29 protein-coding genes and 6 pseudogenes are annotated in these 26967 nt (G+C 57.5%); 22 read left to right on the forward strand and 13 right to left on the reverse strand.

Going from position 1 to position 26967, the window contains the following annotated elements; genetic code table 11:
* Positions 1–175 precede the first annotated feature (175 nt).
* Both ACFQT0_RS31270 and ACFQT0_RS31275 read left to right on the forward strand, forming a co-directional pair.
* Complete coding sequence (locus ACFQT0_RS31270; RefSeq protein ID WP_380207481.1) at positions 176–412, forward strand: hypothetical protein; 237 nt, start codon at positions 176–178, stop codon at positions 410–412.
* Positions 413–913: 501 nt separating this feature from the next.
* Positions 914–1189 carry a hypothetical protein gene (locus tag ACFQT0_RS31275; RefSeq protein ID WP_380207361.1) on the forward strand — a complete coding sequence of 92 codons (276 nt, stop codon included), beginning with the start codon at positions 914–916 and terminating at the stop codon, positions 1187–1189.
* Between the two features lie 143 nt (positions 1190–1332).
* On the opposite strand, the gene ACFQT0_RS31280 is transcribed toward ACFQT0_RS31275, so the two are convergent.
* Positions 1333–2310: a serine hydrolase domain-containing protein gene (locus ACFQT0_RS31280; protein WP_380207483.1), complete on the reverse strand. Its 978-nt coding sequence runs from the start codon at positions 2308–2310 to the stop codon at positions 1333–1335.
* Positions 2311–2626: 316 nt separating this feature from the next.
* On the opposite strand from ACFQT0_RS31280, the gene ACFQT0_RS31285 reads away from it, so the two are divergent.
* Positions 2627–2866, forward strand: coding sequence for a hypothetical protein (locus tag ACFQT0_RS31285; protein WP_380207364.1), 240 nt, complete (start codon positions 2627–2629; stop codon positions 2864–2866).
* A gap of 409 nt (positions 2867–3275) precedes the next feature.
* On the opposite strand, the pseudogene ACFQT0_RS31290 reads toward ACFQT0_RS31285, so the two are convergent.
* A pseudogene (locus tag ACFQT0_RS31290) lies at positions 3276–3458 on the reverse strand (hypothetical protein); the annotation flags it as partial.
* A 206-nt stretch (positions 3459–3664) separates the two neighbouring features.
* On the opposite strand from ACFQT0_RS31290, the gene ACFQT0_RS31295 reads away from it, so the two are divergent.
* Together ACFQT0_RS31295 and ACFQT0_RS31300 are read left to right on the forward strand one after the other, a co-directional pair.
* Complete coding sequence (locus ACFQT0_RS31295) at positions 3665–3874, forward strand: hypothetical protein (RefSeq protein ID WP_380207368.1); 210 nt, start codon at positions 3665–3667, stop codon at positions 3872–3874.
* On the forward strand, positions 3847–4458 hold the full coding sequence (locus tag ACFQT0_RS31300) for a hypothetical protein (RefSeq protein ID WP_380207485.1): 612 nt from the start codon (positions 3847–3849) through the stop codon (positions 4456–4458). The genes ACFQT0_RS31295 and ACFQT0_RS31300 overlap by 28 nt, the downstream gene beginning before the upstream one ends.
* Before the next feature lie 624 nt (positions 4459–5082).
* On the opposite strand, the gene ACFQT0_RS31305 is transcribed toward ACFQT0_RS31300, so the two are convergent.
* From ACFQT0_RS31305 to ACFQT0_RS31340, 8 genes and pseudogenes are all read right to left on the reverse strand, one after another.
* Positions 5083–5346 (reverse strand): hypothetical protein, encoded by a 264-nt coding sequence (locus ACFQT0_RS31305; protein ID WP_380207518.1) that lies wholly within the window; start codon positions 5344–5346, stop codon positions 5083–5085.
* Positions 5347–5692: 346 nt separating this feature from the next.
* Positions 5693–5770 (reverse strand): annotated as a pseudogene (locus ACFQT0_RS31310) (hypothetical protein); the annotation flags it as partial.
* Positions 5771–5883: 113 nt separating this feature from the next.
* Complete coding sequence (locus tag ACFQT0_RS31315) at positions 5884–6222, reverse strand: RCC1-like domain-containing protein (protein ID WP_380207514.1); 339 nt, start codon at positions 6220–6222, stop codon at positions 5884–5886.
* The gene (locus tag ACFQT0_RS31320) at positions 6162–6446 is read right to left on the reverse strand and encodes a hypothetical protein (RefSeq protein WP_380207516.1); all 285 of its coding nucleotides are present in this window, start codon (positions 6444–6446) and stop codon (positions 6162–6164) included. The genes ACFQT0_RS31315 and ACFQT0_RS31320 overlap by 61 nt, the downstream gene beginning before the upstream one ends.
* Positions 6440–6901, reverse strand: a pseudogene (locus ACFQT0_RS31325) (RCC1 domain-containing protein); the annotation flags it as partial. The pseudogene ACFQT0_RS31325 and the gene ACFQT0_RS31320, both read right to left, overlap by 7 nt.
* A 77-nt stretch (positions 6902–6978) precedes the next feature.
* Positions 6979–7110 (reverse strand): annotated as a pseudogene (locus ACFQT0_RS31330) (hypothetical protein); the annotation flags it as partial.
* Positions 7068–7268 (reverse strand): annotated as a pseudogene (locus tag ACFQT0_RS31335) (hypothetical protein); the annotation flags it as partial. The pseudogenes ACFQT0_RS31335 and ACFQT0_RS31330, both read right to left, overlap by 43 nt.
* Positions 7259–7831: pseudogene (locus ACFQT0_RS31340) on the reverse strand (RCC1 domain-containing protein); the annotation flags it as partial. The pseudogenes ACFQT0_RS31335 and ACFQT0_RS31340, both read right to left, overlap by 10 nt.
* A gap of 636 nt (positions 7832–8467) precedes the next feature.
* On the opposite strand from ACFQT0_RS31340, the gene ACFQT0_RS31345 reads away from it, so the two are divergent.
* The 17 genes from ACFQT0_RS31345 to ACFQT0_RS31425 all read left to right on the forward strand — a co-directional run bounded on the left by ACFQT0_RS31345 (position 8468) and on the right by ACFQT0_RS31425 (position 24031).
* Positions 8468–9058, forward strand: a complete 591-nt coding sequence (locus tag ACFQT0_RS31345) for a recombinase family protein (protein ID WP_380207486.1) — start codon at positions 8468–8470, stop codon at positions 9056–9058.
* A gap of 269 nt (positions 9059–9327) precedes the next feature.
* The gene (locus tag ACFQT0_RS31350) at positions 9328–10443 is read left to right on the forward strand and encodes a PDDEXK nuclease domain-containing protein (RefSeq protein WP_380207374.1); all 1116 of its coding nucleotides are present in this window, start codon (positions 9328–9330) and stop codon (positions 10441–10443) included.
* 501 nt (positions 10444–10944) lie between these two features.
* Positions 10945–11511: a hypothetical protein gene (locus ACFQT0_RS31355; RefSeq protein WP_380207376.1), complete on the forward strand. Its 567-nt coding sequence runs from the start codon at positions 10945–10947 to the stop codon at positions 11509–11511.
* The gene (locus ACFQT0_RS31360) at positions 11508–11663 is read left to right on the forward strand and encodes a hypothetical protein (protein ID WP_380207378.1); all 156 of its coding nucleotides are present in this window, start codon (positions 11508–11510) and stop codon (positions 11661–11663) included. The genes ACFQT0_RS31355 and ACFQT0_RS31360 overlap by 4 nt, the downstream gene beginning before the upstream one ends.
* A gap of 59 nt (positions 11664–11722) precedes the next feature.
* Entirely contained in the window at positions 11723–12970 is a 1248-nt protein-coding gene (locus ACFQT0_RS31365; protein WP_380207488.1) for a hypothetical protein, read from the forward strand.
* Complete coding sequence (locus ACFQT0_RS31370) at positions 12939–13640, forward strand: hypothetical protein (protein ID WP_380207383.1); 702 nt, start codon at positions 12939–12941, stop codon at positions 13638–13640. The genes ACFQT0_RS31365 and ACFQT0_RS31370 overlap by 32 nt, the downstream gene beginning before the upstream one ends.
* Positions 13640–15442 carry a hypothetical protein gene (locus tag ACFQT0_RS31375; RefSeq protein WP_380207490.1) on the forward strand — a complete coding sequence of 601 codons (1803 nt, stop codon included), beginning with the start codon at positions 13640–13642 and terminating at the stop codon, positions 15440–15442. Before ACFQT0_RS31370 ends, ACFQT0_RS31375 begins: the two co-directional genes overlap by 1 nt.
* A gap of 1433 nt (positions 15443–16875) precedes the next feature.
* Positions 16876–17190, forward strand: a complete 315-nt coding sequence (locus ACFQT0_RS31380; protein WP_380207387.1) for a glycosyltransferase family 2 protein — start codon at positions 16876–16878, stop codon at positions 17188–17190.
* Positions 17191–17240: 50 nt separating this feature from the next.
* On the forward strand, positions 17241–17930 hold the full coding sequence (locus ACFQT0_RS31385; protein ID WP_380207388.1) for a hypothetical protein: 690 nt from the start codon (positions 17241–17243) through the stop codon (positions 17928–17930).
* A 60-nt stretch (positions 17931–17990) separates the two neighbouring features.
* A complete protein-coding gene (locus ACFQT0_RS31390; RefSeq protein ID WP_380207491.1) occupies positions 17991–18743 on the forward strand; it encodes an ABC transporter permease in 753 nt (250 codons plus the stop codon).
* Positions 18744–18852: 109 nt separating this feature from the next.
* On the forward strand, positions 18853–19611 hold the full coding sequence (locus tag ACFQT0_RS31395) for an ABC transporter ATP-binding protein (protein WP_380207392.1): 759 nt from the start codon (positions 18853–18855) through the stop codon (positions 19609–19611).
* 154 nt (positions 19612–19765) lie between these two features.
* Entirely contained in the window at positions 19766–20038 is a 273-nt protein-coding gene (locus ACFQT0_RS31400; protein ID WP_380207492.1) for a hypothetical protein, read from the forward strand.
* 86 nt (positions 20039–20124) lie between these two features.
* Entirely contained in the window at positions 20125–21390 is a 1266-nt protein-coding gene (locus tag ACFQT0_RS31405; RefSeq protein ID WP_380207396.1) for a glycosyltransferase family 2 protein, read from the forward strand.
* A gap of 2 nt (positions 21391–21392) precedes the next feature.
* The gene (locus tag ACFQT0_RS31410; RefSeq protein WP_380207494.1) at positions 21393–21668 is read left to right on the forward strand and encodes a glycosyltransferase family 2 protein; all 276 of its coding nucleotides are present in this window, start codon (positions 21393–21395) and stop codon (positions 21666–21668) included.
* Positions 21659–23026 carry a methyltransferase domain-containing protein gene (locus ACFQT0_RS31415; RefSeq protein ID WP_380207495.1) on the forward strand — a complete coding sequence of 456 codons (1368 nt, stop codon included), beginning with the start codon at positions 21659–21661 and terminating at the stop codon, positions 23024–23026. Before ACFQT0_RS31410 ends, ACFQT0_RS31415 begins: the two co-directional genes overlap by 10 nt.
* Positions 23027–23078: 52 nt before the next feature.
* A complete protein-coding gene (locus ACFQT0_RS31420; protein WP_380207400.1) occupies positions 23079–23735 on the forward strand; it encodes a polysaccharide deacetylase family protein in 657 nt (218 codons plus the stop codon).
* Positions 23736–23764: 29 nt separating this feature from the next.
* Positions 23765–24031, forward strand: a complete 267-nt coding sequence (locus ACFQT0_RS31425) for a polysaccharide deacetylase family protein (protein ID WP_380207401.1) — start codon at positions 23765–23767, stop codon at positions 24029–24031.
* 1573 nt (positions 24032–25604) lie between these two features.
* Here the strand turns inward: ACFQT0_RS31425 and ACFQT0_RS31430 are convergent.
* The 3 genes from ACFQT0_RS31430 to ACFQT0_RS31440 form a co-directional block, all read right to left on the reverse strand.
* Complete coding sequence (locus ACFQT0_RS31430; protein WP_380207497.1) at positions 25605–26045, reverse strand: hypothetical protein; 441 nt, start codon at positions 26043–26045, stop codon at positions 25605–25607.
* 148 nt (positions 26046–26193) lie between these two features.
* Positions 26194–26520, reverse strand: a complete 327-nt coding sequence (locus ACFQT0_RS31435; protein WP_380207405.1) for a ParA family protein — start codon at positions 26518–26520, stop codon at positions 26194–26196.
* On the reverse strand, positions 26517–26840 hold the full coding sequence (locus ACFQT0_RS31440; protein ID WP_380207407.1) for a ParA family protein: 324 nt from the start codon (positions 26838–26840) through the stop codon (positions 26517–26519). Before ACFQT0_RS31440 ends, ACFQT0_RS31435 begins: the two co-directional genes overlap by 4 nt.
* Positions 26841–26967: the final 127 nt, after the last annotated feature.

Here is a 26967-nt window from a genome sequence, read left to right on the forward strand (position 1 = left end):
TTATTTAATTAAATTATTATATAATGATGAGCTTGTCGTAACCTCCCGGGACCGGCGGCAGGCCTGGGCCCGGCGGAGCCGCGAAATCAGGACCACTGGGCCGCGGGCGGATTATTTATTAACGAAAGAGCAGGGATATGCTTAAATAAACCCTATCTTTTGTTTTTAAACTGCCATGAACAACGCCCTGCAGCGCTTGGCCGCTTTTCGGCATGCCGAGTATCAAGCCCTGGTGGTCCAGTGTGGCCCCCCGGAAGAACTGGCCGTGCTCCAAGGCGGGCGGTGCGTGGCCACCGTCCCGTTGCGTCCCGGCGAATGGGAAGCCATTCGCCGGGCCCTGCCCGCGCCGCACCACCTGCAGTCGCTGGAGGCATTCCGCCGGGCCTTGCAGGGCCCGCCGGCGCGGTCGTAGCGGGCGGGCAGGGCCGCGCCACCCGTCGGACGAGGGCGGCGCACGCAGCGGAGCACGGCCCGCCCGGAATGGTTGAAATACGACCCTTAGGCGCAATAGTAAAGAGGAACACGGCCTTGCAGCGCCTCGAACTTTTCCCAGGCCCCGCTACCCGGGCCTGCTCGTCCGGTCCGGGGAGCCGTGGGCGATTGCCGTCCTGCGGGGCGGGCAGTCCGTGGCCTCGGTCCCGCTGCCGCTCGCCGAGCGGCAGGACCTCACCCCGCCTTGAGCGGGTCCGAACAGCGGCGGCCGTTGGGGTACTTCCGGCTGGCCTTGCGGCAAGCACGGTGGGCCACGGGCCACCCGGCGGGGGCGTGCGTCGACTGATCCGCCTAGCGCCTGATCACCAAGGTCGGGGCCGTACAGCCGGCGTGTGTAAACATAGTAGAATGATAATGCTCCAACTCGAAGCCATTTCAGCGACTCGAAGCCTTCCACGGCCAGTCCTACACCGGCCTGCTGGTGCAGTCGGTGCACCCCTGGGTGCTGGTCGTGCTGCGCGACGGGCAGTGCGTGGCCTCGGTGGCGCTCGCGCCCGCCGGCGCGGCCGGCTTGCACGAGCGGTTTCACGGCCTGACCCAAGCGTTGGCCAACCTGGACGCCGGGCGGCACCCGGGCCTGCCCGTGGTGCGGGAACGGCTGCAGGCCCGGGCCCGCCAGCGGGAGCAGGTGCCCGTCGCCGAGCTGCACGCCCGCTTGGTGCGCGTGCTGCACACGACCCTGCGCCAGCTCCGCTAGGGCATCTGGCCCCGCCGGGCATCCAAAAGGCGTAGGGGATGGCCCCGGTGGGCTAGCCGGTACCCAGCAAGAATGAATCCACCTGGTCTAAGTACCGTTCGTCCTTCAGCCCGGTGCGGTTCATCAGCAGCACGCTGCCCTTTTTAGAGCCGGGTAGAGACGTAATTCACAGTAATACCCGCCGCCGCCGCCCGCATGGGCCACGTAGTCGGTCCCTTGCGGCGGCCCCGAAACCACGCCAGGCACATCCCGGTGGGACGGTGGTCATTGGTGCGGTTTTCGGCAAAGAGCTGCTGTTTGTACTCGTCCGAAAGCAGGACCGAATGGCTGGTGAGCAGCGCTTGCAGGTACCGGACAAAGGCGGGGGCGGTGCCGATCAAACCGCCATACGACGCGCCGTTGACGTACACCGTTTTGAACGGCTTCCACATCCCTTCCGCCGGGTTCATGTATTTGTCCTTGTCCAGCAGCCATCCCAGGAGTAGGTAGGAGAAACTCGTGCGCTTGTGGTAGCCCTTGGCGTGGCAGCGGGCGTCTGCCACGGCAAAACCCAACTCGCGGGCGGTGAGCTGCAGCGGGGCGAGAATGTGCTGGCGCACGTAGTCCTCGTAGCGCAGGCCCGACACGTGCTCGATGACTTGCCCCAGCAGCACGTAGCCCAGGTTGGAGTACGCAAAGCGCTGGTTTGGCGGAGTCCGGGGCGTGGGGTGCTGGCGAAAAATCCGCTGGAAAAAGGCCCGGCTGTCAAAGGTCGGGTGTTCGCTGGCCAGGTGGATCCACCCCAGCGGCAGCGGATTGGGAAGGCCGGCCGTGTGCGTGAGCAGGTGCCGGACCGTGATGTCCAGCCCGTAGGGAAAGTCGGGCAAATAGGACAAGGCGGGCTGGTCCAGGGCCAGCCGGTGCTGTTCGGCCAATTGCAGGAGGGCCAACGCCGTGAAGGTCTTGGTGACCGAGTACGCCTGGTAGGTGGTTTGCGCGGTCGTTCCGCGGCGGTGCAGGACATCCGCATACCCAAGCTGCGTGTGTTGAATAGTGCGGTCCTGGTCGAAAAACACGTACTGCACCGAGGGCGTCTGGCGCCCTTCCACGAGTCGCGCCAGCAAGCGTTCTGTTTCGTTCATCGCGGGGGGCAAGGGGTTGCCTAAGGTAACACCGAAGTGATCTCCATTTCCGGCCCCGGTGCCCGGCCCGCACGCCGGCCGGGGAACGCCATCACGCGCAACTCCTGGGGCTGGCCCAATGCCGAGGCGTACTTGGGTGGAGGGGAAGCCGGGCGCCGGGCTTGGCGCCGCCCGCGACCCTTCGCGCCGGCCAGGGCCCGCATCAGCCTTCTCGTGACCAAGGCCGCTAGCGGAGCTACGGGAAAAGCACGGCGCCCGCGTACCCCGCCGGCCCAACTGGGCCATAACGCCCGGGCCGTTCGTGCGTTCACTGTACATGAGCAGTGCCTTGTCCCAACTGGAGGCCTTTGAGGACGATGACTTCGAAGGACGGCTCGTCCGCCGCGCCAACCCGTGGAAAATTGCGGTGGTGTTGAACGGCTATTCCGTGGCCTGGATTGCGCTGACGCCCGCCGAGGGCGCGTACCTCACGCACGTGCTGAAGCACCCCGAGCAACTCCGGCCCTTGGTGTACTTCCGCCTAGCCTTGCAGCAAGGCACCTGGTCGCCCAATTGACCCCAGGGCGGGTGGTTCGCCCGCGGCCGGCCCGGCGTCCACCAGTTGGCGGCCGCGTCGGGTGGGCTCGCCAACGCGCCCGTGGAGGGGAGGAGTGGGGAGGGGGCCCGTACCGGCGAACAATACCCTTCGGATGAAAGGAGCCGACTGGCTCCGATTCGGCTCACCCGGAAAGGAGTTACTTAGATTCGGGCCCGTTTGGGGAGCGCACGGGGAGTGTTGGGGCCACTCATTGGCGCCTGGGGCAGGCGCGCTACTTCGCGCTGCAACTGCCGAAAATGGGCTTGGTGCTCGGCCTGTTTGCGCAACTGACAGGCTTCGCACGCGATATCGAACGCGGTTTTCATGAGGATGGTTAAATTATTTATGCAAATCGGTGCTGGGTCAGGGAATAAGTGAGGTGGTATAGCTACGCCGGACAGCGTTGGGACCTGGGTTGCAGGTGGCTTTCGACGTGGTTGGGCGCCCGATCGCCGCGGGCGGAATCACGTCGTTCGGCATGGTAGTAGGCGATGTCATGACTGATTTCCAGTCCCGCTTCCGCGAGGTTGGCGAAGCGGCCGCCGTTGAGCACTTCGGTTTTGAGCCGACGCCAACACGATTCGTCGGGGGCGTACCCGGTCGGGCGTTATCGTAGCCGTTGCCAGACGCGGCGGGCCCTCGTCTTGGCCAAGCGGGAACAGTTGCGCCAAGCCCCCGTGTTGCAGGACGACGGGGCGCTAAAGCCAGGAACCGCCACACCCGGCGCGTGCCGGTTCCCGGCCCCGTTTCTTTTCGCTATCCTTCTTCGCCATTACCATGCGCATGGGGCGTTCTTTCTTTCCGCAGTTGCTGGTGGGCGGGCTGCTCGTGGCCTCGGTTCCCGGTCGGGCCCAGCAACCTGTGGCCGCTGACTCGGGGCTTTTCCCGCCCGGCCGACGCTGCTTCGCCGCCGGGCGGGCGGGGTCCTTCAACCGGCGGGACGGCGGGTACTGGTGCCGGTGCTGCTGCTGGGTGCCGGCGCGCTGACCACCCACCGGGTGGCCCTCGTTGAATCCGATGAGGAACTGCGCGAAGAGCTGCGGGAGCACCTCCAGCCGTTCCGCACCTCCGTCGACGACCAGCTGCGCCACGTGCCCGCCTACGCGGCCGTTGGCCTCAGCCTGATGGGCGTCACGGGCACGCACAGCCCCGGCAACCAGGCGTTGCTCTTTGCCCTGACCTACACCCTTAACAACGCGCTGACCAGCAACCTAAAGCGGCTCACGCACGTCGAGCGGCCCCAGGGCAACAGCTTTGATTCCTTTCCCAGCCAGCACACGAGCGCCGCCTTTTCCGCCGCCCGCTTGTTGGACCGGGAGTACGGGGAACGTAGCGTCTGGTATAGCGTCGGAGGCTACGCCGTGGCGACGGGGTCGCCACCCTGCGCGTGGCGAAGGACAACCACTGGTGCTCCGATGTGTTGGCGGGGGCGGGCGTGGGCCTGCTCTCGACGGAGCTCGCGTACTGGGTGTATCCTTATATGCAGCGCGTCCTGGTCAAAGGCCTGCCGAACCGGGCCGTCGTGCTGCCTTATTACCAAAGCGGCACCGCCGGATTTTCCGTCGTGGTGATCCTGTAAGCGGCCGTTGCGCGATGCCCTCTCGCAAGGCGGGCCAGATGCGTCAAGTCACTTTGGCAGGAGTACTGGCAGGCGTTACCTTTTTAGGTACGATAAGCTTTCCTTATCCCTAGGTTGGGGGTTAATAGAGCGACATTACTTTCAAATGATAGGGCCTGATAACGTTGACTTATCTGCCTTTCATTAAGCGTTGCCGTGGTTCAAAAAGCCACGCCTTGCTGGCCCCAACCAATTGGTGGGAGATGAGCAGGTAGAAGGGGGCCAGAAAGTGGAACCAGTTATGCATCGTGATGGCCCCACCTTGTTGACCTATCCGGTACTGCAAGCAGCAGGGCCAATGACTGATAGGCCGACCTGGGATAAACCAGGTAATGGCTCACTGAAAAGCTGGCTATTGCGTAATCTTCAGAGCGAGTTCGGCCTATCTGGAAATCCTGTTAATGACCGATCAGTTGACGTATGGGAAGTATTTATAGCCAAGTTGAGAACGATAACCAGTTCGTCGTTTAACCTTCGCACCAAACTTTTAACCGAGGCCAACAATCCTCGCGCGGCCCTTCCGGCGCCCCGGCCAGAGCGGGGCACCGGAGCGCTTGCCAGGCCGGTGCACCCCGGGCTATTCGACCACGAGGCGGGCCGTGCGAGGGGCTGGCCGGGCGCGCCGGCCCGCAGCAGGTACAGGCCCGGGGCCAGCCCCGACAGGGAAAGGGAAGCGCCGGTGCCGGTGCGCACGGCGCGCCCCTGCGCGTCGAGCAGCTGCAGCGCGGCCACTGCGCCCAACCCCGGCAGCTGTACCCGGCCGCGGGCCGGATTGGGCACGAGCCTGCAAGGTCCCGGCCGCGCCAGCCGCGGGCACAAACACCACGGGCGAGTACGCCACCGCGCCGTCTACGTCGCGTTGCGCCAGGCGGTAGTACGCGGCGTTCGGGGCGGGCTCGGCGGTAAAAGCGTAGGCGCGGGGGCGCTGCTCGTGCCGTGGCCGGCCACGGTGCCCAGGGCGGCAAACTGGCGCCCGTCGGGGAGTGCTCGATGGTGAAACCGGCGTTGTTCTGCTCCGAAGCCGTGCGCCAGGCCAGGGCCACGGTGCGCGGGCCCGTGCGGCGGGCGGTAAAGCTGACCAACTCTACGGGTAATGGACCGCTTGCCGTGAAGATGAGCAAGGGCACCGCGCTCTGCCAAGGGATGCCGAGTTGACCGGAGCCCTGGCTGCCCCAAGCCCAGAGGGTGCCGTCCGTGCGCACGGCCAAGCCGTGACCGTCCCCCGCGCTGGCGCTTTGCCAGGTGGTGCCCGTGCCGATTTGCACCGGGGCTAAGCGGTTGGTCAACGTGCCGTCGCCGAGCCTGGGCCTGGGTGTTCAGCCCCCAGGCCCAGAGCGTGCCATCGGTGCGCACGGCCAGGCTTTGTCCGTAGTTCGCCTCAATGCGCTGCCAGGTTGCATCGGTGCCGATTTGGACCAGGGCGGTGCGCACCGTCGTGGTGCCGTCGCCGAGCATGCCGTAGTCGTTGTTGCCCCCGGCCCAGAGCGTGCCGTCGGTGCGCACGGCCAGGCTGTACGAGAGCCCCACCCCGCTGCTCTGCCACGTGGTGGCCGTGCCGACTTGCGTGGGAACGTAACGCGGGCTGAAAGGGGCGGGCCCGAGCCTGGCCGTAGTTGTTGTTGCCCCAGCCCCAGAGCGTGCCGTCGGTGCGCACCGCTAGGCTGTGGTCGCGGCCGGCGCTGACGCTCTGCCAGGTTGTGGCCGTGCCCAGTTGCACCGGAGCGTAAAACGTGCTGTTGCTGCCGCCAAAACCGGCCCCGACCTGCCCGACGTAGTTAGCCCCCAGGCCCAGAGGGTGCCGTCCGTGCGCACGGCCACGCTGTGGAGCCATCCGGCGGCCACGCTCCGCCAGTTCGTGCCCGTGCCGATTTGCACCGGGGCGGTGCGCTGCGTGTTGGTGCCGTCCCCGAGCCGGCCGGCGCTTCCTCGCCCCAGGCCCAGAGCGTGCCGTCCGTGCGCACCGCCAGGCTGTGGATGTCACCGGCGGCCACGCTCTGCCAGTTCGTGGCCGTGCCGATTTGCACCGGGGTTGAACGGTTGGTCAACGTGCCGTCGCCGAGCTGACCATACTCGTTAGACCCCCAGGCCCAGAGCGTGCCGTCGGTGCGCACCGCCAGGCTGTGGTATTGCCCGGCACTAATGCTTTGCCACGTGGTGGCCGTGCCGACCTGCTTCGGGAGCAGCTGCGGGTTGGTGGATAAGGTGCGGCTGCCGACTTGGCCGCTCCGGTTGGTACCCCAGGCCCAGAGCGTGCCGTCGGTGCGCTCGGCCACGCTGTGGATTCCTCCGGCGCTGGCACTTTGCCAGGTGGTGGCCGTGCCGATTTGCACGGGGGCGTTGCGTGGCAGGTTGGTGCCATCGCCGAGTTGGTTGTTGCCGTTGGCCCCCAGGCCCAGAGCGTGCCGTCGGTGCGCACGGCCAGGCTGTAGTCGCTGCCAGCACTAGCACTTTGCCAGGTGGTGGCCGTGCCGATTTGCACGGGGGCGTTGCGCTGGGTGGTCGTGCCGTCGCCCAACCGGCCTTGGCCGTTGGCCCCCAGGCCCAGAGCGTGCCGTCGGTGCGCACGGCCAGGCTGTGGGAGTCTCCCGCCTCCACGCTGGCCCACGTGGTGGCCGTGCCAATTTGCACCGGGGCGTTGCGCTGGGTGGTGGTGCCGTCGCCGAGTTGGTTGTTGCCGTTGGCCCCCAGGCCCAGAGCGTGCCGTCGGTGCGCACGGCCAAGCTGAACTCGTTGAAGGCGGTGCTGGCGCTGACGCTTCGCCACGTGGTGAGCGTGCCGATTCGCACGGGGGCCAAGCGCGTGGTGGTCGTGCCGTCGCCCACCTGGCCGAACTGGTTGTTGCCCCAGGCCCAGAGCGTGCCGTCGGTGCGCACCGCCAGGCTGTGAAAACCAGCGGATACGCTCTGCCAATTCGTGTCCGTGCCGACTTGCACCGGGGTCAGGGATGTGGTGGTCGTGCCGTCACCGAGCTGGCCGTAGGTGTTATTGCCCCAGGCCCAGAGCGTGCCGTCGGTGCGCACGGCCAGGCTGTAGCCGCCGCCCGCGCTGGCGCTTTGCCAGGTGGTGGCCGTGCCAATTTGCACGGGCGTTTGGCGCTGGGTCGTGGTGCCGTCGCCGAGTTGGCCGCCGCCGTTGCCGCCCCAGGCCCAGAGCGTGCCGTCCGGACGCACGGCCAGGCTGTGGTTGCTGCCGGCCGAGCTGCTGCCCCCGTACGCGGGGCTCCAAGCCCCGGCCAGCAGCGCGAGCAGCCCGAGCACGAAGCCGGTGCGGAAACGGAGAAGGAAGCCGAAACGGGGCAGCGCGGAGGCAGGGGACAGAGGAGCCATAAGAAAATGAGAATATTCTATATTATGCAATTAGTCCCAATATATGCATAATTAATGCAATTGCAAGCCCGTTATGGGGTATATGCGGAGCAAAAGTAGGCGGGTCTGACCCGGCCCGGTGACTCAGCCAAGTAGGATATTTACCGGGCGAAGTAAGGTAACTACGCCAGTACCCTAGTCGTTTTCCAGGACTCCCTGCCGCGGCCGAACCGGAACGGACTGGGTGCTGGCCGCGCGGCGGGGGCGCTGAACGGGGCCCGCCCCGCTGGGTAGGGCCGGGCCCCGTCCCGCCAAAGTACCACGCCGGCTGAAGCAACAGGACCGGGCTGAAATCTACCACGATTCCAAGAGCGGGGATATAAGCTACATTATGTAAAGAGACAATTCCGGGATGAGCAAATCACTTTCTCAAGCTGGCTAGGCCCCGAGAGATCTTTTTACTGCAACCAATCTTATGTAAAAGGAATCTCCGCATATGGCAAGACCGCTACGCATTTGAAATACATAGGGACTGATACTTTCCCGTACCAGTCGCTACTCCATCGGGAGGACTGGCAGCATTGCGCCTATAACGTTTATTAAACGTGCGTTTAATAAACGTTATAAACGCTACTTTTGTACCAACCCCCGCCTTTTATGCTGCCCGTGAGCCCCTGCTATGTGCCCTACTACCGCGTGAGCACCGCCCGCCAGGGCCAGTCCGGCTTGGGGCTCGAAGCCCAGCAAGCCGCGGTGCGCGCCTTCGTCGCGGACCCGGCCCAGCTGCTGACCGAGTACATCGAAATCGAGAGCGGCAAGAAGAACCAGCGGCCCCAACTGCTGGGCGCCATCGCCGAGGCCCGGCGGGTCGGGGCCACGCTGCTCATTGCGAAACTCGATCGGCTGTCGAGGAATGCGGGGTTCATTTTCGCCCTGCGCGATTCCGGGGTAGCGTTTGTCTGCTGCGACATGCCCGACGCCAATACCTTAACGGTGGGCCTCTTTGCCGTCATCGCCCAGCACGAGCGGGAGACGATTTCGAAACGGACTAAAGAGGCGCTGAAAGCGAAGAAGGCTCGCGGAGCCGTACTCGGTACGCCGGCCAACCTAACGCCCGCAGCCATCGTGAAGAGCCGGCACCTTCGGCAGGAAAATGCGCGCACGAATCAACAGAACCAGCAGGCCACCCGGCTCGGGGGCTGCTGCACGCGCAGGGGCACACCTTGCAACAGATTGCCCAGGAGTTAAACCAGGGGGCTACCGCACGCGAAGGGGAAGTTGTTCCTGCCCATGTCCGTGCAGCGGCTGCTCACCCGGGCCATCGCGCCACCGCCATTAGGGACGTTTGGCCAACCTATGTAAAGGAAAGGGGCCTTTCCTTTACATAGGCCGCGCCTCTTTGTTAAGAAACAGAACATTTTTTGACAAGGCGAAGGCGATTCTCTTCCTCCCGCTGCCGCGTTTCCTCTAGGCCGACTGCTTGGGCGCACCCCTGGGCCCGGCGTACCTTCGCACCCATGGCAGAAACCACGCTTTCGACGCTGGCCGAACAGATTGGGCAGCTGCACGCCCAAGCGCAACGGGCGGCGGCGCAACAAATCAACTATTGGCTGACGGTGCGCAACTGGTTGATCGGCTGGCACATTGCCGAGTACGAGCAGGGCGGCAGCGACCGGGCCGAATACGGCGAGCGCGTGCTGCCGGAGTTGGCCCGGCAGCTGCGCGGCGTCAAGGGCCTCGCCGTCCAACGCCTCTATGACTGCCGAGCGTTTTACCGGGCGTATCCGACCATTCTCCAGACAGTGTCTGGAGAATTGCACCGGGCGGGTTTGTTGAGCACGGTCGGCCTTCCCGCGCCGGTGGCCTCCGAGCAGCTGGTCGGGACGGACGCACGGCCGGGCATTGCTCCCGATCTGCTCTTGACGCGGCTGAGCTTCTCGCATTTTCTGGAACTGCTGGCCCTGGACCGGCCGGTGCAGCGGGCGTTTTACGAGGTGCACGCCGTGAAGAACAGCTGGTCGGTAAGGGAGTTGAAGCGGGCTATTGATTCGGCACTCTACGAGCGCACGGGGCTCTCGGCCGACAAGGCCGCGGTGCTGGCCGGTCATGCCGGCGCCCAGCCACTGGCGGTTGCCGATGTAATGAAAAACCCCTACGTGCTGGAATTTCTGGGGCTGGACGAGCGGGCCCGCTACAGCGAGAGCGACTTGGAGGCCGCGATTATTGCCCACTTGCAGACGTTTCTGGTGGAGTTGGGGCGGGGGTTCTGCTTTGAGGCCCGGCAAAAGCGCATCACCTTCGACAACGAGCACTACTTCATTGACCTGGTGTTTTACCACCGCATCCTGAAATGCCACGTGCTGGTGGACCTGAAGCTTGGGGCGTTCAGCCACGCCGACGCGGGGCAGATGAACGTGTACCTGAATTACTACCGGGAGCAGGAGATGACCGAAGGCGACAACCCGCCGGTGGGGCTCATTCTGTGCGCACAGCAGAACGACACGCTCGTGCGCTACGCGACCGCTGGGCTCTCCGAGCAGCTCTTCGTTAGCAAGTACCAAGTGAACCTGCCATCGGAAGCGGAACTGCAGCAGTTGGTGCGCGAAGAGCAAGAGCGCCTGGGCAACCGCTAGATCGCCCGGGCGAAAAGCGGCAAACAAGGGCCCCTTCGTCGGCATATTTGACGAGCCTCTGCTGCCATTCATCTCTACTTTCTACCCGGTTGTAACGGATTGCAGGGGCTCGTTTACAATATGTAAAATCACTATTCCTGCCTATCAGCAGTCCAAGGAGCAATAGCGCTTTCCAACCGCCCGATTACATAATATTAGCTTCTATAAGATGCGTTGCAGAAGGACGGGTGTAAAATGGTTATAGCCCTTCTGCATAACAGACCTGTCTTTGCACGAGCGACTATGCGTTGCCGAATTTAGTTACGTGCCTTAGTCACTGCGAAGCTGGCGAAATGCATCAGAATAAAACCACGCTACTTTGCGGATTGAAATAGGGCAGCGGTGAAAACAGCAGTTTGCTCAAGGCCTGTCCCATCGCATTACCATGAAAATAGCCCCACACAGAGAACGGTTGCGTGTTCTGCTTATCCTCTATTTTTTTCTGAGGCTTATGCAGAACCGTTGGAGCCAACACTGGCCAGAGTATTCTATTCCGAAGTAAAAATCCAAAAAATAGACTTCCTGCTGCGCTACCCTAGTTACTTGTGCTTCGAACTGCTACGCTTGCACCAGGAAACCGGAGTACCCAGTGGCGCTGATGTGCAACTGATTGTCAGCAATATTTTTGCTAAGGGGGAACCGGAACTGCGCACCGACGAAATGAAGCGGTTCTTTTTCGGAGCCTATCAGGACCTGGACGACATCATCGGCTTTCTGAAATCAGTGGGGCTGGTCGAGTTTAGGAAGCAGACCAGCATGGGGCTTAAGGACATCCGCAAAGCGTACTTCCTCACGCAAGACGGAATTCAGCGTATTGAGCGTGGCCTAGCCAATGTGCCCTCGGCGTCCTGGTATTTTGACCGTTGCCAGCTCATCAAACGCTACTTTGCCGATGCCTCGGGCACCCAGCTGAAAAATCGGCAGTACGCGATTGAAGAGTATCGGGAAACGCCACTCGGCGATTACATCCAAGACATCGAGGCAATGGTTCGCACCGAATACTTCACTTTGTTTAATACCCAGCTATGAGCGCCGCCACCGAACTAGAGAAACTCAGCAAGCTGGTGGCCAAACGCACGGGCGGCACCATAGCGCTGCCCCAGATTCAGGAGCTGCTAACGCTCGACGAAGACGCCTACCAGCGCGACAGCCCCGGTCGGTCGGCAAAACGCTTCGGGTGAGATCAGTAGCTTTTTCCGGAGTCAAGAACACGGGTGAAGTAATCGAGTACGCCCGCACGATGGCCGACGGCGTCAACCTGTGGGTGGCTGACAATTTAAAAGGTAAGACCAGCATTTTTAAGGTGTTGAAGCTGGCGCTCTCTGGCAACGACGACCTGGACGAAGAGATTATGAGCTGGTTGAGGGAAGTCTGGGTCGAATTTGAAATCGGCAGCAATTCCTATTCAGTGAACATGACCAAGGGCGAGAATGACCGCAGCCCTATCTACCGGTTTTACAACGCCAATCGGGAGGCTTTGAAAGCCTTCAGCGCAGAGCAGGTAGAGGCTGCGCAGAGTTTCAAAGGGGTGCTGACGAACTACGCGGATTTTATTGAAAACCTCTTTTTCCGCGAGTTTGACTACTACCGGTTGCAACGAACCCAACGGGCCCCTCAAAAAGATAACCCTAACTTGCTGACCGTCCCGGCAAGCTGGAAAACCTATTTCAAGGCCATTTTTCTCGAAGCCAACGACAACTCATTCTTCTATGGCAATCAGTCGGAGTTGGTCTTTCAGATGCTGTTGGGATTGGAACTGACGTATCCCATCAATCGATTGAAAGTAAAGGCCGACAATCTGAAAAATGACATTGGCCTGCATAAAATACAAGCACCACTACAAGCAGCGGCTGACCCTGCTCACTTGGCGGAGCTGCAAGCTGAATTGCAGGAGATTCACCGCAGGGGTTTGGTGCTTACCGAAGCCCTTACCGTTACTTCCCCGCCCGCACAGGCCAGCACCCTACGCCAGATAGAAATAGCGCGTAATCGTTACAATACTCTGTCGCAATTGCAGAATACGCTGAACGCCGAGATTATCAGCGGTAACAACGAGCATAACGAGTTGGAGAGGCATGCCACTCGCGCCTACCGTAGCATGAATGAAAGCACGGTGGAGATGAACAAGCGAAACCGCCGCCTCAACGACCTGACCGAATACGAGCAGTTCGGCGAATTCTTCAACAGCTTGGAGGTCAAAACCTGCCCTAGCTGCAGCCACGACGTGACCACCGCGCGGGTAGTGCAGGAAAAGAAAACCGGCAGCTGCCGGCTGTGCACGGACCACCAGGTGCCGGCCCAGGCTATCGAGCCGGAAGCCTTTGCTGAGCAGATAGCCCAACTGCAAACGGAGGCGCAAGGCTTCAAGGTTGACGAGTACAACTTTAAAGTCAAACTGGCCGGCCTGCGCCACCAGCAGTCTCTGCTAACAAAGCAGTTGGACGAAAAAAGAGCGCTTGGCCGGCCTTTCGCTGCAATCCGTAATTGACGAGATAGAGCAACTGGAAAAGGCCGCCAGCGCACCGCCGCCCGTGGTGGTCGATGTGTTGGCCACGGTAACCGAGATGACAGCGCTCAATGTGCGTAAAGCGGCGATTGAAGCCGAGGTGAAGGCCCTGACTACTCCAGGCGGCGGCACCGATACCCAGTTGGCGGAGATGGGGCTAAAGGTAAATTTGCTGGAAATTGCGCGGACGGAGCTGCTGATGATGCAGGCCGAACGTAGCAGGACCGTGCTACACCAGCTAGAAGGGCTTTACCTCAAACACTTGCAAGCTTTTGGTTTGCTGCACTATAAAAAGGTGGGCATCGATGGAGATTTTCGCATTCACTTCACCAAACACGAGCGGAACTTCAAATTTGACAAGCTTTCGCCTGGAGAGAAGCTGCGGGTTAAGTTGGGGCTCTACATCGCCTTGATAGACATGGACGTGCAGTTTCAAAACGGCCGGCACCCGCGGTTCATTATGCTTGATTCACCAGCTGGCGAAGAGGCCGATCAGGATTATTTGGATGGGCTAAAGGATACGCTGGCCTACATTGAATCGGCTCTTGGTAGCGAGCTACAGGTTTTCGTAGGTACAGCGCAGCGAGAACTGCAGACTGCCGTAGCCCCGGAAAAAGCAGACGTGCGCGCCCGAGGCGAGTTCTTTTTCTAATGCCCTTACCTGCTTCGCTCGACTACGCCCAATTCAGCACCCAGCCCCTGGATTATCGGATTGAATGGTTCGATGAGCTGGCCTGGGACAGCATTGCCGTGCCCACCGAGCAGCGCGCCATCAAGCGGTTTTTGAGCGCCGTGTTTGAGCAGGACCCCAACCAGCATGTGCGCAAGAAAGCGTTGGAATGGATTGGCGAGTTGGCTTTGGCTGATGTGTTACGAGTCGATTTTGCCCGAGATTTTCTGCTCGATGTGGCTGCGACCGAAGAGCGCTACATCAGCATCTGCAAGCTCAAGTACCTGTTTCTGCTGTGCGGGGATGACACCGATGTGTATCTGGCGTTCACGAGTGCGCTCGGCAATACGGACGATGAAATTGCTTCGGAGGCCTACTTCCGGCAAGGGCTGGTACACCTGCTTTACCGCACCGGCCAGGCTACCGAACAACAATTCTTTGAAGAAATAGTCCAGGCAAACCAGTGTTTTCGGCAGGCCCGGATGCTTGCTGAAAATCGGGTCGATGCTGAGTTTTTCGGTCTGGTTGCCGACTGCCTGATTGCCCTGCTTGGGCAGCGGCCCGAACAATACGAGCCGTTACTGTTGGCTCTTAACACTCTGCTCTGGCAGCGGCAGCTATGGAGTTGGCAACAGCCCACTCACTTGCTGGAGTGGCATATTTTGCATGGCCTCGGTAACCTGCGGCTAATCGGCGAGCGAACGGCGGCCGAGTCGTCGTGGACCGACTATCACCAAGAGTTTGCTAAGCTCAGCAAACTATGTAATGATATTGCCCTGCTAGATTCCCTCAGCAGCTCCTTGCAACACTCCTACCAGGAGTTCGCCGACGGGGTTGCCAGCCGGCTGGTTCGCCACTACTACGTTCAGAATCTATCCGCTTGCCGGTTAAAAATCAGTGCAGTGATAGCCGAGATAGGAGAGCACAATGCTGAGCTGACGCTCTTTCTGCAGCAGGTAGAGAATACGCTTGAAAAAAGCGTAGTAGATACTACCGACCTGACAGCCCAATTAATCCGCGCCTTTCCCCAAATTGAGCTCGCTCGGATAATGCGCGACGTAGCAGCTCTGAGCGCGGCTGGACCGGCTGACGCTCAGTTACTAGCAGACCTTGCCTTTCGCTACCTGCCCGAAACGCAACAAGGGAGCTTCGTTGATTACGAAACGGGGTTTGAGGTGGGTGACGAGGTATTGGCTGATATCGCGCGGGAAATACAGAACGCCTTGATTACGCTCAGGCCTCGGCAGCAGAGCACATTTTTCCGCGTCCTTGCGGACGTTATTTCCTATGCTTACCGGTCAATAAGGCAACCTAAGCGGTTTTTTCCGCACCTGTACGACCCTGGCGAAGACAAGGAGGAAACGTTCCAAAACCACCTGTTCACTGCCCTGACATCCGGTAGCCGGGCCGAATATTATAGTTACGAACCGGCCGATAAAATCGGGAGTGGCCGAATGGATATCGTGTATTCAGAAAACAACTTGGTCTTCCCGATAGAAATCAAAAAGGACGACAGCAAACCTGATTGGTCGGTGATAGAGGCAAACTATCTGGCGCAGGCTCAAACCTACGTGCATGCCTACCACCGACTAGGCTTGCTGGTTGTTTTTGATATCAGCCCCAAAAGGGGTGGGGCTCCGGTCAATAACTTTCGGGAGTTATTCAAGCTGATGCACTTGGCTCCCTATTACAACCTTGGCAACACCCGGCCAGATTATGTGGTGGCTTGCATAATCCCAGGCAACAAGGTGTCGCCAAGTGCATATACCACTTACAGTTCCTAAGTAGCTCATTGAGCGGAGCGGAGCCAAAGTGTGATGTTTGAATAGCAGGAATTGACCTTGTTGAAGAATTCATTCGAAAAACCACCAGTTTTCGAACGCGCCTCTCCCCGACCCCACTGGTGCATAGAAAGTCAATTGTAGGGGCCTTCCCAGGCAAGGTTTTTCGAACGTCCCCAGCGCGGTGCTCACCATCGGGATTGCCCCCATTCTCTAAACGCGAAACGTGGCTGGCAATCACCGCGTGCGGCGGCGCATTCGGCGATTGCCGGCCGTGGAGCACCTTTTTTGCCACGCCTGCCCTTTGCCAGGACCCATCTCCGCCACCCATCGGCAGACTCTACTCGGCAACGCATTGACATTGAGCCGAAAATAGCCCTTGCACTTTGTCAAATGCGACTTATTATCAACACCTTATCTTCATGAATTATCCCGGCGAACCAATTCGACGTTCATAACACCCTGGTGATTAGTCAAATTCTGTGCGAATCGCGGGCCATAACCCGCGCTGCGAGGCCGCTAGGAGCGGCTCGCACGCGGCATTCGTCGGCAACGACACACCGTTCGTGGTCCGTCCAATCGTCTAACCAGACAACTGCCGGGGCTGGGCACGAGGCGGTGGAGGGCTGTGCCCGCCGGTACCGGAACTCGGGACCGGCCCGCGAACACGGGCGTCCGCCGCGGCAAAATCGCTTCGTATACGGTGCTAGCAATCCCGAAAACGAGCAGATAACGGCCGAGGCAAGTACCGGTTTCGGCTTGCATTCAAACAGATAGGGACAAGCTCACTGGATCGCCTAGTCGGTCCACGCGGGCTGAGCGCTTATCAGGCCCGCGCAGCCGAATTGGGCTATTCGCGGGCACCGGTCACGGCGGCCGCGAATAGCCCAATTCGGCTGTTTTACAAGCAGTTACTGAAAGTGATGCGTCAACGAACGGCTCGTTGCGCACCAGCCGAAGCGCGCCGGCATCGGCCCGTATGACCAGAGCCAATGTGGAGAGAATAATTTCTGCCATCCTTTGATAATCAAGCTATTTCAGCGGTTCGCGGCGTTGCTCACGGCACCACTTGTGGCCTCTACCGGTGTCGTAAGCGGCTCGTGCCAATAGATGCTGACTTATATATACCGCCACCAAACATGGCATGCGAAGAATAGTCGATCGGACCCAGTCTATTATGAGGTTCTTTATACGCGACCCTATGTCATTTCTAAGGTGGACTTATTCGCCAGTTAGCCCCCTTAGTAATAGACTGTTTAAAGTTTGATTTAACAACAGGAAAATTATAATCTGAGTCGCAAGCTGTTTCTTGCTTCAACATTCCTTAGGTTGCACTAAATTTATGTCTTGATAGAATCATAAATTTTCCCGTATTGAGCTTAAGATGTCCATTTATCCCACTGGCAGAAACGGTACAACCTGACGCTGGTACCCTTATGAAGCTAACCCGAACAGATGAGATTTCTCCTGCAGCAATGGAAGTCATGGGTGAGCGAACCCCAACCTCACCACCTGTAATTGCCCCTCTTGCCGGCCATATTCGACGCCCCTTGTGGTCCGTCATGCTGCCTACGTACAATTGCCTAATCTATCTGCAACAAGCATTAGAAAGCGTGCTTGCCCAGGGCATAGGTCCTGACAACATGCAAATCGTGGTGGTGGACGATTGCAGTACGGACGGCGACGTTTTGGCATTAGTGCAGAAAATAAGTAATAACCGTGTAGAATATTTCCGGCAAGAAAAAATGTAGGCAGTTTGCGCAACTTCGAGACGTGCATTAATCTGGCAATTGGAAAGTGGGTGCACATTCTGCACGGAGATGATTGGGTTGCGCCCGGTTTCTATATGGAAATTGAAATGCTTTTTTGCAAGCATCCTGAAGCGGGCGCTGCTTTTACCAATAACTTCAACTTTCTGCAAGAGGAGGAGGAAATAAGGGCAAGATCTCCACTTGCAAATCAGGCCGGTGTGCTGCAAGATGCATTGTTAATGATAGCAGAGCGGCAGGAAATCTCCACTCCTTCGGTCGTCGTTAAACGAATTGTTTATGAGCAACTTGGTGGTTTTTTTGCTGTTCATTACGGAGAAGACTGGGAAATGTGGGCGCGAATCGCGGCGCATTTCCCAATTGCCTACTCTCCCAGGTGCCTGGCGTATTACCGGTATCTGAACCGTACCAGTATCAGTTACAGCTCCATTAAAAACGGACAGAACATAACTGATATAATGCAAATCATCGATATCATGCAACAATACTTACCCGTTGAGCAGCGGGAGAGGCTAAAGATGATGGCGCAGCGTAATTATTCCCGGTATTGTGCTTCTCTGGCCCACACCATCTATGAGCAGGAGGCCGACTACGATGCCGCTTTTGTACAGACGAGCGGCGCTTTACATATGAGCAAGGATCTGAAAGTGCTTTATTTGGTTCTAAAACTGTACGTGAAGCATATAATTGGTTACAAACAGCTTAAGAAGTTGTGGCAATAATCGATTTTTTTTCAGGGTCGAATAAAAGCAGGAAGGGTTACAACACGCAATAGTTTACGCATGGCAACGGGCAAGAACGCCGTTTGGGATTGGGAAATAAAGGCCAGGACCAGCTGGTGGGGCTCAAGTCCAGCGGAGCTCTGGTCCTATCGTCACTTGCTGGTCGGGTTGATTCGACGGGACTTTTTACTCGGCTATCAGCAAACCATTTTGGGGCCCTTTTGGGTACTGCTACAGCCCGTAATGACAATGGTTACCTATGTGCTGGTATTTGGAAAAATAGTGGGGGTATCCACCGGCCAGGTTCCGCCGGTGCTGTTCTATTTGGCAGGTATTGTGTTGTGGAATCTATTTAATGACAGTTTCATGGGCACTTCCGGTACTTTTCGGGACAATGCCCACCTTTTTAGCAAAGTCTATTTTCCCCGTCTGGTCCTGCCATTTGCCCAATTCAGCACTTATCTGATAAGCTATGGCATTCAATTCCTATTTTTATTGCTGGTCTTGGGCTACTACTCTCTTTTCAACTCTTGGCACGCGAGTCCTCTCGGCTGGATGCTATTAGTTCCCTTCGTTACTGCGCTCGTTGGAGCCCAGAGTTTGGCGTGGGGATTGCTGTTTTCGGTGTTCACCGGCAAGTATCGTGATCTTAAATTTGTGGTGGGCCTTGGCGTACGGCTGCTCATGTTTCTGACGCCCGTTATTTATCCGGTGCAGTATGTAGCGGAAAAATGGCGCTGGGTAGTAGAACTCAACCCCTCACGCCGCTCTTCGAGTTGTTCCGCTGGTGTCTTTTCGGCCAAGGTTCGGTAACGGCCGGCCAAATCGCCTATAGTACCGGCTTCACCTTGGTTCTGTTCACGGCCGCGCTGCTGACGTTTAACAAGCAGGGCGACAAGCTAGTGGACGTCGTCTAAGCCTCATGTCAGAAGTCGCTATTCAGGTTGATCAATTGTCCAAGTTGTACCGGCTCGGCGCCACCGGAACCGGCTCGTTGCGCCAGGACGTGCAGCGCTGGTGGACCACCGCCATTCGGCAGAAACAGGACCCCTTCTTTTTGCCAGAGCCCACCACGGCACCCCAGCAATCGCTCTGGGCCCTGAAGGACGTCAGCTTCGAGGTAAAGCAGGGGGAGGTCTGGGGCATCGTCGGCAATAACGGCGCCGGAAAGTCCACCCTGCTTAAAATCATTTCCCGCATTGTCCGCCCCACAAGAGGGACGGTGCGGGGGCGCGGCCGAATCAGCAGTCTGCTGGAAGTAGGCACCGGGTTTCAAGCCGAACTGAGCGGCCGGGAAAATATCTTCCTGAGCGGGTACATTCTGGGCATGAGCAAAGCCGAGGTCCGTGCGAAATTCGACGAAATTGTTGCGTTCTCGGGGATTGAAAAGTTCTTGGACACCCCCGTAAAGCGCTATTCCTCGGGCATGTATGTGCGGCTCGCGTTTGCGGTGGCGGCTCACCTAGAGCCCGATATCCTGATTTTGGATGAGGTGCTGGCGGTCGGCGATGCGGAATTTCAAAAAAATGCTTGGGCAAAATGCGCGAAGTTTCGCGGAGTACCGGCCGCACCATCCTCTTCGTCAGCCACAGCATGCAAGCCGTCACCAACCTTTGCGAAAAATGCCTGTGGCTTCAGCAGGGCCAAGTCAAGGCCCTCGGCGACGTTTCCACCGTTGTGAACCGCTATGTGGCCGATGCGCAACACCTGCAACTCAAGCAAACGTGGGCCCATCCGGCCGAAGCGCCCGGTAACGACCTCATCCGGTTCAAACACGTTGAATTAGTCCCCCGCTGCTCCCTGATGCCCCCGTCGATATTCGTACTCCCCTCACCGTGAAGTTTCAATTCTGGAATTTCACCAACGACATTTTAATCAGCACCAATCTGGTGCTGTTCTCTTATAGCGGAGAGTGCATTTTCGATATCCCCTCGGCCGCAACGCAGTGCAACAAGGGCATCGTATCCGGCGAATGCACCATCCCCGGCAACTTTCTCAACGACGGATCCTACTACATCTCCTTGTACGTGGTGAGGGATACTACCACGCCGCTCTTCGACTACGAGGGGTGTTTGTCTTTCGATTTAGAGGACTACCGGGGGAAATAAAATGGTACGGCAAATGGTGGGGGCCGTGCGCCCGCATTTCCCTTTCTCTCTCACCCAAATGGAAATGCCGCTTTCGTAAGAACCCCATGTCTTTTCAGCCTGCGTATCACATCACCCATGTTTACCTGGATCGGCAATCCGATTGGCTACCGCCTGCGCGCGTCCGCCAAGGCAATTACGTGGTGTTTTGGTGGAAGGCAATTGCCCTGGGGCATTTGTTTATCAAGCCCAACCAGGCCCTGCTTGCCGAAGCGTATCATACGGCGCTAGCGGCGGCGATTTCACCCGCAATTGAGCATTATGCGGGCCTCCAACAGGCCAGCGGGACGCCGTGGCAGGCATGGCTTCCCGAACAGGATTACGAGCGCTGGGGTGCGTGGATGGAGGTCCTTCTTTCGTCTTGGCTCCCGGTGGCGATTCCCCCACAGGTACCGGTCTCGGTCATTATTTGTACCCGCAACCGGGCGGCCCAATTGTGGCGGTGCTTACAACAACTGCATGCATTGCCGTGCGCTCCCGCAGAGATAGTGGTGGTCGACAACGCTCCCACGGATGCCAGCACGTACGAAACGACCAAAGCGTTCAGCGGAGTGGCGTACGTAAGAGAACTCAGGGCGGGGTTGGACATCGCCCGCAACACCGGCATTGCCATGGCCCAACAGCCCGTGGTCCTTTTTGTGGACGATGACGTGATAGTGCATCCCTGGCTGCTTTATAGTGTCTGGGAAACCTTTCAGGAGCCTACCACGGCCGCCATAACGGGTCTGGTCATTGCCCTGGCGTTGCAAACGGAGGCGCAATTGATTTTTGAGCAATGCTGGAGCTTCAACCGAGGGTACGTTGACAAAGTGTATTCTCCTGGATTCCTACAAGCGACTCGCGGACAGGCACCCCCAGTATGGGAAATTGGGGCGGGGGCCAACATGGCGTTTCGCAAATCAGTCTTTGAGGAGGTGGGGTACTTCGATGAACTGCTGGATGCGGGAGCGGCCGGTTGCAGCGGCGACTCGGAGATGTGGCACCGCATCCTGGCCCACGGGCATTCAATTCGTTACGTTCCCCGGGCCGTGGTATTTCACGAACACCGTGAGAAAATGGCTGATTTAAAGCGCCAACTTTTCTACTATGTCCGGGGCCACGCAGTGGCGGCTTTAATTCAGCACGAACAGCAGCCGCAAGAGGGCTATGCCCGTCGCGTTTTTTGGACCATGCCCAAAATGTATGCTTACCTCCTGGTCAGGGGCTTCCCTTTCTTTCGCTTTCGCAGCCGGACGTTGTGGGCAGAGATGAAAGGGCTGGTCGCGGGCATGGTCTATTTCTATTCCCATCGGAAGGCCAAGACGCCACGCTAACCATGGAACTTGCCTCGAATGCAGCTTACCCGCTGGTGTCCATTATCATCCCCTGTTACAATTACGGGCATTTTTTGTCGGAAGCTATTGAAAGCGCACAGCAGCAATCATACCCAGCGAAAGAAATCCTGGTGGTCGACGATGGCTCGACGGACCACACCAAAGCCCTTGTCGCACGCTACCCGGAAGTGGTGTATGTCCATCAGGAAAATCAGGGCCTTTCGGCAGCCCGTAACACCGGCATCCAAAAAGCACGGGAGCCTACCTGGTGTTCCTAGATGCCGATGACTGGCTGTTTCCCGAGGCGCTGGCCATCAATGTCGCCTACTTACAGCAACATCCCCAAGCCGCATTTGTCGCGGGCGCCCATACCCGGGTTTATGCGGAGAGCCCAAAGACGGAAAAGAAAATTCCCATTATCGCAGGTAATCCCTATGAGACATTGCTGTCGAGTGGGAATTACATCAGCATGATTTCTGCTGTCCTATTTGCCCGGTGGGTGTTTTCTGAACTGCTTTTTGACACCTCCCTGGCAAACTGCGAGGATTATGACTTGTATTTAACTATCACCCGACAATACCCCATCGTCCAACACGAACACCAACTCGCCGCCTATCGTATCCACCCCGCTGCGATGTCCGCCGCCATTCCGCGCATGCTTTCGGGGGCATTAATCGTATTGCATCGACAAAAAAAGAAGCTCAGAAGCCCGCGAGAACTCGCGTCATTTCGCCAGGGAGAAGACTTTTGGACACGGTATTATTGCGGGGAATTGTACACCGCCTTGGTAACTACTCCTGCTACCCTCTCCCGAAATGCTCTAGGCTGTTTATTCCAGCATGCTCCTGCTCTGGGACTTCGCTACCTTTTGAGATATATGAAAAACATGGCGAAGGCCGTACTTAAAACTCTTCTTCCGGCGGCTGCAAGACGATGGATCCGCAAAACAGGGCTTTTAGGCCAGCGACCGCTTGGCATTGGCCAGATTACGGCCGGCGACTTCAACCGCCTCACCCCGTTCAGCAGCGGGTTTGGGTACGACCGCGGCGGTCCCATAGACCGGTACTATATTGAAGGTTTCCTGCAAAGGGAAGCGGCTAGCATCCGGGGCCGGGTGCTTGAAATTGGCGACAATGCCTATACCCTGCAGTACGGCGCCGGGAAAGTGAGCAAAAGTGATGTGTTGCACATCGATGGCAGCAATGAAGCGGCAACATTTATAGGCGACTTAAGCGCCGCGCCCCACTTGCCTAGTGAGGCATTTGATTGCGTTATCTTGACGCAAACTCTGCATTTAATCTATGACTTTAAAGCGGCGCTTCGTACCTGCTACCGTATTCTAAAGCCGGGCGGCACGTTCTTGATGACGGTGCCTGGAATTACTCCGATCGACAAAGGGGAATGGAAAGAAACGTGGTACTGGTCTTTCACCGATAAGGCGTTGCATCGATTACTGGGCGAGGTCTTCCCCGGTGCCAGCCTCGAAATACACTCGTTTGGAAATGTATTCGTCGCGTCCGCATTTTTATACGGCATAGGGCTACCCGAAATCAGCCAGGAAAAACTGAGTTACGATGACCCCCAATTTCAAGTAATCAACTCTGTCAAAGCGGTAAAGCGCGCGCCCCTTGCTTAGCAAAGCAGCACGGTTTGTTCAACGTTATGCGGAGCCCAAGGCCCTCGTATTAATGTATCACCGGGTGGCCGAATTGAAAACGGACGCCTGGGATTTGGCCGTTTCGCCCGCAAACTTTGAGTGCCACCTGAAAATTCTAAGAAAAACTGGGCAGGTCATCCCCGTAGAAGAACTAGTAGAACGGCTCAAGACGGGCACGCTTAAGCGGCGGAGTGTGGTCATAAGCTTTGACGATGGCTATGCTGACAATTTTTCGGCGGCCCAACCATTGCTGGAAGACTTCAAATTACCCGCTGCCTTTTTTATTACCTCTGGCCTTGTCGCAGGAAGCAACGCCTTTTGGTGGGACGTCCTGGAGTATATATTCTTGGCTGCGGACCAGCTCCCGCCGCTTTTTTCTCGCCTTGTCGATGGAAAGCTCTTGGAATTCGATCTTAGCAGTGAGCAGCAATTGAGTGACGACTTAAGGCAAAAGCACCGGCAGTGGAAAGCCAGTGAGGTCCCCCCTACTAGACGAGCGGCTTTATACTACCGGCTTTGGCAGATTCTGAAGCCCTTGGCACACCCTGCGCAACAGCAAGAACTGCAATACATCAACGCATGGGCGGGGATTGCTTCTTCCTGTCCGGCTGAATACGCGCGTCTACCGCTGGAGGATCTCCGTCAGTTAAGGCTCCCCCTGGTTTGTCCATTGGTGCTCACACCATGACCCACCCAGCGCTGGCCCGACATTCCCTCATGTTTCAAGAGCATGAATTGCAGACGAACAAAGAAACGCTCACGCGAGCCGTGAATAGGCCAATAAAGCTATTGGCTTACCCTTACGGAGAGTACGGGGCTGAAACGCCGGTTCTCGCAGCCCGGTTAGCTTTTGATGCAGCATTCACTACCGAAGCACGAACCGTAACCCGCTGGTCTGATCCCTACCGGTTGGGTCGTTTCCACGTTAAAAATTGGAGTGGGGAAGAGTTTAGCAGGCACTTACAGCATTGGTTTCTGCAATAAGATAAAGGGGGTTGCTAATTCGGTGGCGTACGCTCGCTCTGGTGTGAGTGTCAGGGGTTGTAAAGACGTCTGAAATCTTTGACAATGGCCAAAGTGCTCCACAACCGTGCCTGACGCTGGTCACCCCAAAGCAATCACTCATCTCCACCGGCCATGAATAGGGTCCACAACCAACGAACGGATTAGAGGCATAATAACGCTTCGACCCTTGAAAGGAACGAGGCCCTTCCGAGCGCGGTTGGAATACCCCTCTTTAGCCCTTAGCGCCTTCACTAAACCTCCTTTAGTGGTGATGGATCCTGTGTACAGGCGAAGCTAGACTACCGCTGCAGCAGCCAAGCCCAGGCGCCCATCTACCACAAGCTGTTGTATCAGGAATAAAAGACCCTGTTTACTTCCCCAGTACCCAGGCAAGCGGCTCCGCAGACTGCTGCGGTCGCTCAGGCTCGGCGCGTCTCCACTTTTTTAGTTCCGGAAAAACACCTCCGGCGCCTTAATCACGGCTAGTTGACGGTTGACGTGCCGTTAAAAAATGCTAGTGCTCGGCTTCGAGCACCACAGCCGATACCTTATCATGTTGGCATCATGTTGACCCGGTAGTTTTGGTTCCTTCAGGGAAGCTTATTCAAGTTAGCTTACTAAAAAAAGATGTTTTTTTCGCAGCCCACCTGTACTCCTTTGCGGCCATGTCCCAAGTGCGTGCGGCTTCCTCGCCCGCCAAGGGCACGACGACCAAGTAAACGGGCATCCCATACCTCTTTCGGCCATGCTAATGCCTGGAAAATATTCTTACCGTGCTACTCAGGTGAATAACACCATCCGCATTCAGCGCTCCGTGCACATACTGGGGTTCACGTTTTGGCGAACGATTGAAGTTTATCCAGGGAAGAAGGTGGAGGATGCCGTAGAGAAATATTGTGGCAACGCATAAGGCGACCCTGACGCAAAGAGAAACCGTCAGAGGTCGACAAAACAACGATGTGGTGCATCGGAATACTCCGTCCATGGAGCCACGCCATTCCCGTTGCGTAACGGCAAACGCAGCGACACCTGCGCACCCGCGTTGAACTCGCCTGAGGAGCCGAAGGGGCCAGCACATTAGCCTGGCTCACTGCTCCGCGGCGTGAACTCGTGGCCGAAGCAAACTGCGACCCGCAACAACTCGCAAGGCTTTCGGTTCGGGCGATTCACTCCGTGGTCGGCCCTCTTTCCATCCCTTTCCAGTTCCATCATGTGCAGTTCCGGCAACCCTTTTCATTGGTTGCACCAACCTACGGGGGCCGGCGCTTACACAGCCACGCCGCCTCCGCTTGTGCGCGGCGCAGAAGAACGACGCCTTGTCGCGCTACTCCACCACGGGCGTGGCCGAGCAGTTGTTTGTGAGCAGATACAGGACGATCCTACCCTCGGAAGCAGAGCCACCGCAAATCGGCCGTAACGAGGAAGCCCGCCACTAACCGTTACCCCGCCGACCGCATATATATTTGGGCTAGCGCGCCTGTCTTTAGGCGGCTATCCACCATGGTTGTCAGAAGGCTTCCTGCTCGGGCTACAAGTTGTCCGAGAAGCCGTTTTATGTTAAACTCTGATGGGTCAGAGCTACACCCGTTTCTGTTATTAATGTCAGTATATCGAGCACGGCATCTGACCAATAAGCTATCTCAAATTTGGCAGTTTCTTCCGTAGCTTCTCTTTCACTTTTGCGGGCAGGCTCACGATCGGCTTCTGGTTTGCCGGCGAAAAAAGCAGTCAATGCTTCCTCCAGGATATCCTGAATTTCCATTCCACCCCAGCATTCAAATTGCTTCAAGCGTAGGAATGTATCAGGAGTAAGTTGATTCGTGAATGGGACCTTTGTTGTAGCAACCTCTGGTTGCTGCGTGACTACAGTTGAGGTAGATAAAGTCGTTGGTTGACTAGGCAAATCATACAGCAGAGCATCAGCTGCTAACGCAGGAACCGACTCCACCTTGGCCATATTGCCGATCATGCTCACCTTGGCCGACTTTTTCACATTTGTCATATTTATGATAATTATGATACTGATGGGTGAAATGCCCTGCGCATTATTTCTGTTGTCAGGTTACGATAGTCAATAGCACCGTTAGAATGTGGTGCCCAAGAGTAAATGCTTTGCCTCATGCTTTGAGATTCAGGCAGTGCTACATTTTCTCGGATGGTAGTTTCCATAACCAGCGGCCCGAGTGTTGGGTCATCACGGAGTTGCTGGACAACCTGGTGGTGCAAGGCGCGACGGTATGAGGGCGCGTACTCCGTGAAGAATATCCCCCCACCCGAAGCCTGGGGTTAAAGTTCTTTTGCAGCCGAGAACACATATCCAATAGTGCAGTCATCCCTTCGTTTCCGAAAAATTCTGGGTGCAAAGGCACAAACACAGCATCACTAGCAACGAGTGATGCCACAGTTAGTGCAGCAAGCGAAGGAGGAGTATCGATTACGACATAATCAACCCCGGTGAATTGGCTCAATTGATCGCGTAAAAGAAAATATAGTCTGGCTGGGTGCCAAACACCTTTTCTTGTTGGGCCAATGAACGTTCAGCGCGAACGACCTGCAGGTTAGGGCCAACTCGATAAAGAGCTTTAAAAAGCGTTTGCTTTTCCTCGAGAACCTCACCTATATGCGAAGTCCCAACTGGTACGTCAAACGTTTTGCTCGCATTCGCTTGAGGGTCGCAATCAAGCAAGGCTACTTGAAAGCCTTGTTCTGCCAGAGCATGTGCTACCGAAAGTGCCGATGTGGTTTTGCCCACACCTCCTTTATTGTTTGCGAATGAGAGAATGTGCATGAACGAGTGGGATTAAGTACGGCAGTAAATATAGGGCATATCAACAATATCGTACATGTCATAAATATAACTTGTTCATATTTATTATAAATATGAACAAGGTCATACGCATGTACCATAGGTTAAA

The sequence above is a fragment of the Hymenobacter humi genome (assembly GCF_042665855.1).
Lineage (GTDB): Bacteria > Bacteroidota > Bacteroidia > Cytophagales > Hymenobacteraceae > Hymenobacter > Hymenobacter humi.